Annotated in this window: 11 protein-coding genes; 8 read left to right on the top strand and 3 right to left on the bottom strand. The window is 70.1% G+C overall.

Going from position 1 to position 10,550, the window contains the following annotated elements; translation table 11 throughout:
- Positions 1-159 precede the first annotated feature (159 nt).
- The 5 genes from GSE44_RS14400 to GSE44_RS14380 all read left to right on the top strand — a co-directional run bounded on the left by GSE44_RS14400 (position 160) and on the right by GSE44_RS14380 (position 4,414).
- Positions 160-1,362, top strand: coding sequence for an MFS transporter (locus tag GSE44_RS14400; RefSeq protein WP_235924810.1), 1,203 nt, complete (start codon positions 160-162; stop codon positions 1,360-1,362).
- 78 nt (positions 1,363-1,440) lie between these two features.
- Complete coding sequence (locus tag GSE44_RS14395; RefSeq protein WP_159349520.1) at positions 1,441-1,902, top strand: hypothetical protein; 462 nt, start codon at positions 1,441-1,443, stop codon at positions 1,900-1,902.
- Positions 1,903-1,908: 6 nt separating this feature from the next.
- Positions 1,909-2,694: a DUF6065 family protein gene (locus tag GSE44_RS14390; RefSeq protein WP_159349519.1), complete on the top strand. Its 786-nt coding sequence runs from the start codon at positions 1,909-1,911 to the stop codon at positions 2,692-2,694.
- Positions 2,695-2,884: 190 nt separating this feature from the next.
- A complete protein-coding gene (locus GSE44_RS14385; RefSeq protein ID WP_159349518.1) occupies positions 2,885-3,631 on the top strand; it encodes a sulfite exporter TauE/SafE family protein in 747 nt (248 codons plus the stop codon).
- Positions 3,632-3,688: 57 nt separating this feature from the next.
- Positions 3,689-4,414, top strand: coding sequence for a DUF899 domain-containing protein (locus tag GSE44_RS14380; RefSeq protein ID WP_159349517.1), 726 nt, complete (start codon positions 3,689-3,691; stop codon positions 4,412-4,414).
- Between the two features lie 208 nt (positions 4,415-4,622).
- Here GSE44_RS14380 and GSE44_RS14375 read toward each other — a convergent pair whose 3' ends face one another.
- Positions 4,623-5,969: an ATP-binding protein gene (locus GSE44_RS14375; RefSeq protein ID WP_159349516.1), complete on the bottom strand. Its 1,347-nt coding sequence runs from the start codon at positions 5,967-5,969 to the stop codon at positions 4,623-4,625.
- 27 nt (positions 5,970-5,996) lie between these two features.
- Positions 5,997-6,716: a response regulator gene (locus GSE44_RS14370; RefSeq protein WP_159349515.1), complete on the bottom strand. Its 720-nt coding sequence runs from the start codon at positions 6,714-6,716 to the stop codon at positions 5,997-5,999.
- 250 nt (positions 6,717-6,966) lie between these two features.
- Here GSE44_RS14370 and GSE44_RS14365 point away from each other — a divergent pair, with 250 nt between their 5' ends.
- A complete protein-coding gene (locus tag GSE44_RS14365) occupies positions 6,967-7,617 on the top strand; it encodes a DNA-3-methyladenine glycosylase family protein (RefSeq protein ID WP_159349514.1) in 651 nt (216 codons plus the stop codon).
- Positions 7,618-7,647: 30 nt separating this feature from the next.
- Here GSE44_RS14365 and GSE44_RS14360 read toward each other — a convergent pair whose 3' ends face one another.
- Positions 7,648-7,800 carry a hypothetical protein gene (locus GSE44_RS14360; RefSeq protein WP_159349513.1) on the bottom strand — a complete coding sequence of 51 codons (153 nt, stop codon included), beginning with the start codon at positions 7,798-7,800 and terminating at the stop codon, positions 7,648-7,650.
- A 225-nt stretch (positions 7,801-8,025) separates the two neighbouring features.
- On the opposite strand from GSE44_RS14360, the gene GSE44_RS14355 reads away from it, so the two are divergent.
- Both GSE44_RS14355 and GSE44_RS14350 read left to right on the top strand, forming a co-directional pair.
- The gene (locus GSE44_RS14355; protein WP_457852166.1) at positions 8,026-9,540 is read left to right on the top strand and encodes a circularly permuted type 2 ATP-grasp protein; all 1,515 of its coding nucleotides are present in this window, start codon (positions 8,026-8,028) and stop codon (positions 9,538-9,540) included.
- Positions 9,540-10,481: an alpha-E domain-containing protein gene (locus tag GSE44_RS14350; protein WP_159349512.1), complete on the top strand. Its 942-nt coding sequence runs from the start codon at positions 9,540-9,542 to the stop codon at positions 10,479-10,481. Before GSE44_RS14355 ends, GSE44_RS14350 begins: the two co-directional genes overlap by 1 nt.
- Positions 10,482-10,550: the final 69 nt, after the last annotated feature.

Here is a 10,550-nt window from a genome sequence, read left to right as displayed (position 1 = left end):
CGATCCGCACCCACTGATCGTCACGCAACGCGTATCGCCGCATTCCCCGGCTGCTCCACAACTTGCCGGCACCCTATGAATCACTCCAGCACCATCCTGGGAATCCCCCATCTGAGGACACGCCCTAGACCTGTGCCAAGTATTCGGGAGCGGAACATCGTGCAAGGCCGGTCACTCGTGCTGCTCCTGACGCTGGCGGTTGGCTGCGCCGCCCTCGCCATGGGGCTGCGACAGTCCTTCGGCCTCTATCTCGCCCCGATGACCACCGCCCTCGGCTGGTCAACAAGCGGCTTCGCCCTGGCCATTGCCATCCAGGTGCTGGTGAATGGCTTCAGTCAGCCCGTCGTTGGCCAGCTTGCGGACCGCTTCGGCGGGCGCGCCGTGGTGATGGGGGGCGCGCTGCTCTACGCCGTCGGCATTGCCGGCATGGCGCTGTCACCCAGCCTCGGGGCCTTCACCTTCTTCGCCGGGCTCATCATGGGCATCGCCGTCTCGGCGGCCGGCATGCCGGTGATCGTCGCCTCCCTCACCCGCCAGCTGCCCGAAACGATGCGCGGCCGCGCGGCGGCCCTCGGCACGGCGGGCTCCTCGATCGGGCAGTTCATGGTGGTGCCGCTCTCGGGCCTCGCCCTCTCCGGCCTCGGCTGGCAATGGGCGCTGCTGGCCATGGCCGCGGCCGCGCTGCTGATGATCCCCCTGGCCCTGTCCCTCGCCGGCCATCCTCCGGCCAAGGCCGCGGCGGCCGAGCCGGAGGAATCCGCCCGCGAGGCCCTTTCCCGCGCGCTGCGCTCCCGCATGTTCTGGTGCCTCTTCTTCGGCTTCTTCGTCTGCGGGCTGCATGTCTCCTTCCTGGCCGTGCACATGCCGGGCTTCGTCGCCCTGTGCCACCTGCCGATCCAGGTCGGCGCTTGGTCGATCTCGCTGATCGGGCTGTTCAACATCATCGGCTCGCTGGGCGCCGGGGAGCTGACGCAGCGCTGGAAGCGGCGGGAGCTTCTGGTGGCGATCTACGCCCTGCGCGCCCTGCTCATCGCCGTGTTCTTCATGGCCGAGAAGACCACCGCCTCGGTGCTGATCTTCTCCGCGCTGATGGGCGTGCTCTGGCTCTCCACAGTCCCGCCGACGGTCTCGCTTTGCGCCCGGCTCTTCGGCACGCGCTGGCTGGCCACCATCTTTGGCCTCGTCTTCCTGGGCCACCAGATCGGCGGCTTCCTCGGCGCCTGGCTCCCCGGTCTCATCTTCGACCGCACGGGCAACTACGACGCCATGTGGCTCATCTCCATCGCGGCGGGGGTCTTCGCGGCGCTGATCCACCTGCCGCTCCGCGAGCCGGCACCGGCGGCGGTGCCCGCCGCCGCGTGAATCCACGCCGGGCCGGGGTGGACAGGCGGCGCGTCCTCCCCTTTATCTGGCCGGACTTCCAGTCTTGAGGGGCGTGACATGCGGCGAAGCTGGGCGAAGTGGATTCTGGTCGCGGCACTGGCCGCGCCGCTAGCGGCGGCGGATGCGCAGCAGCAGCCACAGGCCGCGCCGCATGCCTGGCTCTTCGGCACCTGGACCGGCGGCATCTATCCGGCCACCGAGACCGAGGGCGCGAGCTGCGCCGCCCAGCCCACCGTCATTTTCACGCGGGACGTCATCATGCGCGTCTCGGTGCTCGAGGTCCCCTATCGTCAGCGCCTGATCGAGACGGTGGCCGGCGGCCCGGACAGCGTGGAGTTCCGCCTGGCGCCCGCCTCCGCCGCCATTGCACCCCTAGGCGGCCGCCTGCCGCCTGACAGCGCCTTCGGCTGCGCCAATCCCAATAACCTGCGGGTGGAGCGGCGCGGTCCGAACGAGATCGTCTTCCCGAACTGCGCCGAATTCCCCAGCCCGCTGAAGCGCTGCACCACGGCCCCGTGAGCGGCCATGCCGGATGACGCCCCGCCCATCCGGCTGACCGCACACAGCCTCGGCCCCAATCCGCCGGCCCTGCGCCCCTCCCCGGGGCGGCGGGGCTGGATGGATGCCACCCCCCAGGGCTTCGCCAACCGCTGCCTACCGCTGACCATCGCCAATGCCCATGGCTGGGAGGTGGTCGGCGACGGCAGCTACGAGGCCTGGTGGAACGGCGGCGGCGCCCCTGCCGACATCGCCATCCGCACGGAAAAGCCGGGCCGCCCCACCCCCACCAGCCATTTCGGCGCGGGGGTGCTGACCTTCCACATCGACCTGCTGTTCCGCACCGATCCCGGGATCAGCCTTTGGATCTCCGGCCCGCCCAATGCAGCGAAGGACGGCATCGCGCCGCTGACCGGTATCGTAGAGACCGACTGGTCGCCCGCCACCTTCACCATGAACTGGCGCTTCACCCGCCCGCGCCATCCGGTGCGCTTCGCCCCGGGCGAGCCGATCTGCTTCCTGTTTCCCATTCCGCGCGACCTGATCGCCCGCGTGCAGCCGGAAATCCGCCCGGTCGCCGAGGACCCAGCCCTCGCCGAGGCCCACCGCGCCTGGAGTGCCTCCCGCAGCGCCTTCAATGCCGGGCTGAAGGAGCCTGACAGCGAGGCCCGCGCCCAGGGCTGGCAGCGCGGCTACCACCAGGGCCGGATCGAGGGGAAGTCAGCGGAGGACCACCTGACCCGGGTACGGCCAAAGCCCTTCCGCGGCGGTTCCTGCCAATCGCAGCCCGCTCCTGACACGGAGCCCTGCTGAACCGGCGCGGAGAAGACGAGGCGGAGAAGGCGGGCGGCGGAAGCCATGTCGCGGCCACGGGGTCTGTGCCCCTTGCGTCTCTCCTGTCCCCCGATGAGCCTGCCTCCGTTCCGAATTGCGCCAACGCCGACATGAAGCGGGAGAACGGGCCCTCGCCCCCCCCCCCGCCTCGCCTGACCAAAGAGCTTCCATGTCCTCCGAACTCCCGCCTGCGCCCGAGTTGGCTGCCACCCTGGCCGTCGCCCTGCTCGCCGGGCTGGCGCGCGGGTTTTCCGGCTTCGGTTCCGCGCTGATCTTTATTCCCCTGGCCAGCGCCACCCTCGGCCCGCGGCTTGCGGCACCGCTGCTGATGTTGGTGGACAACCTCACGGCCTTCCCGCTGATTCCGGCCGCTTGGCGCCGCGCGGACCGGGGGGAGGTCGCCTCGCTGGTAGCCGGCGCCCTGGTCGGCGCGCCCGCCGGAACCTGGGTCCTCCTCCACCTGGATGCGGAGACGCTTCGCTGGGGAATGTGCGTCCTGGCCATCGCCATGCTGGCGCTGCTGGCCTCGGGCTGGCGCTATCACGGCCGCCCGGCCCTGCCCCTTTCCCTGACGGTCGGCGCGGCTTCGGGCCTGCTCTCGGGCGCCGCCCAGATGGGCGGTCCGCCGGTCGTCGCCTATTGGCTGGGCGGCGCCATCCCTGCCGCACGGGTGCGGGCGAACATCATGCTCTTTTTCGCCGCCAGCGGAGTGATCAGCGCCGTCACCTATCTGATCAGCGGGCTGCTGGCGCCGACCGTGCTGCTGCTGACGGCGCTCGTTGCCCCCGCCTATGCCCTCGGCATCTGGGGCGGCAACCATCTCTTCGGCCGGGCGAGCGAGAGAACCTTCCGCCGCGCCTGCTTCGTCCTCATCGCCTTGGCCGCCCTGCTCGGCCTGCCGGTCTGGGAAAGATGAGGCTCGACCACAGCCGCAAAAGTTGATATCAACACATCCTTCGAGGAGGTTGCCACGATGCCCAGCCACCCTGTCGTCACCCGCGAGGATTGGACCGCCCGCCGCAAGGCCCTTCTGGAAAAGGAGAAGGCCCATACCCGCGCCCGGGACGCGCTGAACGCGGAACGCCGCGCCCTTCCCTGGGTCCGGCTGGAGAAGGCCTACGCCTTCGACACCCCCGACGGCCCCAGGGACCTCGCCGGCCTCTTCGACGGCCGCGACCAGCTGATCCTCTACCATTTCATGCTCGCCCCCGGCTGGGCGGCGGGCTGCGAGGGCTGCTCCTTCATCGCCGACCACTTTGACGGCGCCCTGCCCCATCTCAATGCCGGCGGCGTCACCCTGGCCGCCGTCTCCCGCGCTCCTCTGCCGGAGATCGAGGCTTATCGCACTCGGATGGGCTGGCGCTTCCCCTGGGCCTCCTCCGCCGGATCCGACTTCAACTTCGACTTCGACGTCTCCTACACGCCCGAAGCGCGGGCGCGCGGCGAGGCCCGCTACAACTTCGCGCCGATGACCAAGGAATTCGACGAGTTGCACGGCATCAGCGTCTTCGCCCGCGAGGACGGGGAGGTCTTCCACACCTATTCCACCTATGCCCGCGGCATGGAGGAAGCGCTCGGCGCCTTCATGCTGATGGACCGCGTGCCCAAGGGCCGGAACGAGGACGGCACCATGAACTGGGTCCGCCGCCACGACGAATATGCCGCGACAGCGGCGCCTCGGTCCTGTTGCCACAGCTAGGGCGGAACGGCCGGAGGAGTTGATCCCGGTCTGGCGGCGTCAGGCCAGCCGCCGGCGCAGTTGGCGGGGCGCCTGCCCGGCAACATCTTGAACCCGTGTATCCGGAACGACGGCCAAGTGCATAATGCCCTGGTCCCGGTACAGAACGACTTTGCACCCGCCGCATCCCGACCGCTGCTTCATGCGGCCAACCGCCTGCCGGCCGGTCTCACGCCGGCAGCGTCACCAGCGCCGAAAGCCCGCCCTCGGGCCGGTTCTGCAATGCGACGTCCCCACCATGCGCGCGGAAGATGTTGCGCGCGATCGGCAGCCCGAGCCCGACCCCGCCCGTCTCGCGGTTGCGGCTCACCTCCAATCGCCGGAAGGGCTGGAACACGGCCTCCTGGCTCTCCTCCGGAATGCCCGGCCCGTCATCCTCGACGCGCAGCTGAATCTGCCCCGCCTGCGGCGGTGCCAGCACCACCCGGGCGTTGCCGCCGTAATTCGCGGCGTTGGCGACGAGGTTCGCCAGCGCCCGCTTCAGCGCGATCGGCCTGCCGCGTATCGTCAGCCGCTCCGGCCCCTCGAAGGCGAAGGCCTCCGGCTCGACATCGGGGCGCGCATCGGCCGCCTCGTCCAACACGGTGCGGCACAGGGCAGCGAGGTCCAGCGGCACCGAGGGCTCGGCCGCCGCGTCGTCACGGGCGAAGGCGAGAGTGGCCGTTACCATCGCCTCCATCTCCTCCAGGTCGGAGAGCATCTTCGCACGCTGCTCTTCGTCCTCCATGAACTCAGCACGCAGCTTCAGCCGCGTGATCGGCGTACGCAGGTCATGCCCGATCGCCGCCAGCATCTGCGTGCGATCGCCGACGAAGCGGCGGATGCGCTCGGCCATGGTGTTGAAGGCGTGCGCCGCGGTTGCCACCTCGCGCGGTCCGTCCTCCGGCATCGGCGGCGCGTTCACGTCACGCCCCAGCGCATTGGCAGCCAGCGCCAGGTCGCGCACCGGCCGCGTCAGCCGCCGGGTGGCCCAGACGATCAGCATCGCCGCCATTGCCGTCATCAGTACGAAGGCGACAAGGAAGGTCTCGGAATGCCAGGGCCGCAGCGGGGGGGCATGAACCCTGAGGTTCAGCCATTGCGTGCCCTCGGGCAGCCGCATGGAGACATAGAGGGTGCCGAAGCGCATCCCTGCCTGGATCTCGCGGGGCCGCAACCGCGGCGGGCCGCCCAGCAGGATCTCCGGCCGGATCATGCGCAGCACCGCCGGCGGCGCCGGCAGCATGCCCACCCGCACAACCGGCTGGTCATCCACCGCGGCCTCCAGCCCCGGAGGAAGCTCCAGCTCCGCGAGGATGGAGCTCCGCCGATCCGGCGCCGTCACGCTCATCGCGCGCCACAGAGCGAAGGTGCGCGCCGACATCTCCCGCTCGGTCGCCGCACGCTGCAGGTCCACGCGGTCCAGCGCATGGATCGTTAGCCCCGCTGCCTGCACCGCCATCAGCGCCAGCAGCAGGAACAGCGCGGTCCGTGCCGCCAGGGTGGCCGGCAGCACGCGCCGCAGCAGCGCCTTCATCGGATTGGATTCCTCAACGGGGCGGCGTCACGCCGCCCGCTCGACATCCGCGGCCAGCACGTAGCCGCCGCCCCGAACGGTCTTGATCAGGCTGGGGTTGCGGCCGTCATCCTCCAGCTTGCGCCGCAGGCGGGAGACCGCGACATCGATCGCCCGGTCGAAAGGCCCCGCCTGCCGCCCGCGCAGCAGGTCCATCAGCATGTCGCGGGTCAGCACGCGGTTGGGCCGCTCCACCAGCACTGTCAGCAGCTCGTACTCGCCGCCGGTGAGCGAGACCTCAACCCCGTCCGGGTTCAGCAGCCGCCGGCGCTGCGGCTCCAGCATCCAACCGCCGAACCGGATGGCGCTGGGCAACGGGTCCCGCCGCGTGCCCTCGCCATGGACGCGGCGCATCACGGCGCGGATGCGCGCCAGCAGCTCCCGCGGGTTGAAGGGCTTGGCGACATAGTCATCCGCGCCCAGTTCCAGGCCGACGATCCGGTCCGTCTCCTCCCCCATGGCGGTGAGCATGACGATCGGCACATCCGACTGGCTGCGCAGCCAGCGAGCGAAGTCCAGGCCGGACTCGCCCGGCATCATCAGGTCCAGGATGACGATGTGGTAGCGCCCGAGCGGCCAGGCCCGCCTCGCCTCCCGCGCCTCCCGCGCGGTGGTCACGCGGAAGCCCTGCTTCTCGAGGAAGCGAGCGAGCAATTCGCGGATTTCGCGGTCATCGTCGACGACCAGGATGTGCGGGGCGGGTTCCATGTCCTGTTACATAGCGCAGGCAGGCCCGGTGTCGCGGGGGCAGTTGTTACATTCCATGTCGGAACGGCCCTCCGTTGCGCGCCGTATCACCAAGCGCTGATCAGGGTTGGATTACCGCCCCTCCGCGCCCAAGTCCCGGTCAACGGCGGTGCCCTTCCCCCCAATCCCCGGGGCACTGCCGCAGGAACGGCGGCGGGACAGTCGCATCCCCCCTTGTCGCGGCGCCCGCCGCCGTTCACCTCCCTTTCCGATGCAGACCATCCCGGAATGGGCCGAACGCGGCCTCGCCGCCCTCGCCCTGTCCGATCCGGCGCTGCAGGGCGTCCTTGCCCGGGCCGGCCCACTGCCCTGGCGCGGCCGTCCGCCCGGCTTTCCGGGCCTGCTCCGCGCCATCTGCGGACAGCAGATCAGCAACCGCGCCGCCGGCGTCATCTGGGGCCGCCTTCGCCTCCTGCCTGGCGCGCTTGAGCCGGCGGGGCTGCTGGCCCTGGACGATGCGGAGCTCTGCGGTCTCGCGGGCCTCTCCCGCCCCAAGGCGGCCCATGCCCGAAGCCTCGCCACGGCCATTCTGGAGGGCCAGTTGCGCCTGGATGCGCTGCCCTCGATGGAGGACGAGGAGGCCGTCGCCCATCTGTCCGCTGTCCGGGGCCTGGGCCGCTGGACAGCCCAGGTCCATCTACTTTTCGCCGAGAACCGCCCGGATATCTTCCCGGAAGGTGACCTCGCCCTGGCCGCCGCCCTTGCCCATCTCCGCGGCCTGCCGGCCCGACCGACCCCGCGCGCCCTGGCGGCGCTGGCGGAGGAATGGCGCCCCTGCCGTTCCTTGGCTGCCCGGCTGCTCTGGCATCATTGGCGCCACGCCACCGGCCGCCCCGGCGCGGATCCCGAGGATGACGGCTGAGGCCTCCGGCAGGCCTAGGCCCCATCTGTGTCAGTAGCCGAGGGCGACTGCCACCTCACCCAGCATCCAGAAGGCCGGAAAGGCGATGACGAAGGCCAGCATGGCTTCGCGCAGCGCATCGTTCGGAATGATCGGGCGGGTCGCGGCATGGAGGTATCGCATGGACAGTAGTGAACAAATCATGAACGCAAACCGCAAGCACGGAATCGCCCGGCATGAGTCGCGGCCCCGGCCAGCGTGTCCCCCGCGCATCACACCGTTCCCCAGGACGCAACCGGGACCCATGGCCGCGCGTCTTCGCCAGTAGGCGACCCATGCGGCACGGACTACTCCGCCCCCTCGCCCGGCACGGCACTTGCTGCGACGATCGCATGGCGGCCTCTCTCGGCTGCACTAACGGAGGACAGGGTGGCGGCCTTCGACGAAATGAATGATGGGCGTGGGATACGTGCTCCCTACAGCGGTATTGCCCGGTATCTCGCCTCTGCGGGCGCGGAGGCGCTGGAAGCCAAGCGGCGCGAGGCGGAAATCCTGTTCCGCCGCATCGGCGTCACCTTCGCCGTCTACGACCAGGGCGGCGATCCGGAGCGGCTGATCCCCTTCGACGTGATCCCCCGCGTCATTGCCCGCGATGAATGGGAACGCCTTCGCCGCGGGCTGGAGCAGCGCGTCCGGGCCCTCAATGCCTTCCTGGCGGATGTCTATGGGCCGCGCCGTATCCTGAAGGAAGGCATCGTCCCCGCCGAGCTGGTGCTGAAGAATGAGGGCTACCGCGAGGCGATGGAGGGTTTCACCCCCCCTGGCGGCGTCTACACAGTCATCTCCGGCATCGACCTGGTGCGCACCGGCCCCGAGGAGTTCTTCGTCCTCGAGGACAATTGCCGTGTTCCCTCCGGCGTCTCCTACATGCTGGAGAACCGGGAGGCGATGGTGCGCCTCTTCCCCAGCCTCTGCGCCGCCCACCGCATCGCGCCCGTCGGCCACTACTGCGAGGAACTGCTGGAGACGCTGAAATCCCTCGCGCCCCCTGCCTGCACCGGCGAGCCCACCGTTGCGGTGCTCACCCCCGGCCCCTTCAACTCCGCCTATTACGAGCACTCCTTCCTGGCGGATGAAATGGGTGTAGAGCTGGTCGAGGGCGCCGACCTCGTCGTGCAGGACGACACGGTCTACATGCGCACCACCGCCGGCCCGCGACGCGTGGATGTCATCTACCGCCGGGTCGACGATGAGTTCCTCGATCCGCTGGCCTTCCGCCCAGACACCATGCTCGGCGTGCCTGGGCTGATCGCCGCCTACCGCGCCGGTCGCGTCACCCTGGCGAATGCCCCCGGCGCCGGCATCGCCGATGACAAGGCGGTCTATCCCTTCGTTCCCGCCATGATCCGCTTCTACCTCTCGGAAGAGCCGATCCTGCAAAACGTGCCAACCTATGTGTGCGAGCAAGAGGAGGACCGCGCCTATGTGCTCGACCATCTGGAGGAGCTGGTGGTGAAGCTCGCCCGCGGCTCGGGCGGCTACGGCATGCTCATTGGCCCGCACAGTACGGCCGACCAGCGCGCCACCTTCGCCCAGCGCATCCGCGAGAAGCCCGGCGACTACATCGCTCAGCCCACACTGGCTCTCTCCACCGTGCCCACCCTCTGCGAGAACGGCATGGCGCCCCGCCATGTCGACCTCCGCCCCTTCGTGCTGTTCGGCAAGAACCAGGTGCGCATGGTGCCGGGCGGCCTCACCCGCGTCGCACTGCGGGAGGGCTCGCTGGTGGTGAACTCCTCCCAGGGCGGCGGCACCAAGGACACCTGGGTGCTCGAGGAGAATCCTCCGCCCACGGCGCAATCCATGGAAGGTGGGGCCATGGAGGGCGCAGGCATGAGCCAGTCCCTCGGCGGCATGACCCAAACGGCCAGGAAGCAAGGCTGATGCTGGCACGCACCGCCGACAGCCTCTTCTGGCTTGGCCGCTACATGGAGCGCGCCGGAAACACCGCGCGCGCCCTGAACGCGACCCTCCGCACGGCCGCCCTGGCCGCCCCGCGCGGCATGGAGACAGCGGAATGGGCCGGCCTGCTCGCGGCCACCGGCACAAGCGGGCATTTCACCGAACTCTACGGGGCGCCCACCCCGGGCCAGGCCGCGCGCTGGCTGACCCTCGACACGCTGAACCCCTCCTCCGTCGCCGCCTGCTTCGAGGCCGCGCGCCGCAACGCCCGCGCCGTTCGCACCGCCCTGACCGTGGACATGTGGCAAGCGGTGAACGACACCTGGATCGACCTGCGCAAGCTCGATCCCGGTAATGCCGGCGGCGATCGGCTGGTGGGCTTCAATGACTGGGTCATGGCACGGGCCGTATTGTTCAACGGCGCCGCCATGGACACCATGCTGCGCGATGACGCCTGGCGCTTCGTCCGCCTGGGCACGATGCTGGAGCGTGCGGACAATACCGCGCGCCTCCTCGCCGCCCGCGCCCCCGCCTTCTCCCCCAATGCCGAGGAGGATGCGGCGAATTACGCGGAATGGCAGGGCGTGCTGCGCTCCGTCTTCGCGTTGCGCGCCTACCAGCACCTGTTCCGCGAACGCCTGCACCCTGCGCGGGTGGTGGAGCTTCTGTTGATGCGCCCCGAGCACCCGCGCTCCGTCTCGGCCTGCTACGAAGAGATCAGCGCCATCCTCAGCGTGCTGGCCATGTCGGAAGGCGAAGACCGCGTCGACTGCCGGCGCCTGGCGGCCGCCCTACGCGGCCGCTGCGTTGCCCATAGCCCCGCGCGGCTGCTGGAGATCGGCCTGAGCGACCTGCTGGCGGAGATCATCGATGGCAATGCCCGCCTCGGAGCCTCGATCGGGAAGTGCTTCCTGATCGGCTGACGCCGGCGCATGGCCGGCCTCCGCGGGCCGGCCGAAACCACGGCGCAGCAGCCGGGTTCCCCTCCCGCC

The sequence above is a fragment of the Muricoccus harenae genome, assembly GCF_009848505.1.
In the GTDB taxonomy this organism is placed as follows: Bacteria; Pseudomonadota; Alphaproteobacteria; order Acetobacterales; family Acetobacteraceae; genus Roseomonas; species Roseomonas harenae.
The sequence above is the reverse complement of the archived record's forward strand: the minus strand, read 5'-3'. Positions and strand labels throughout refer to the sequence as shown.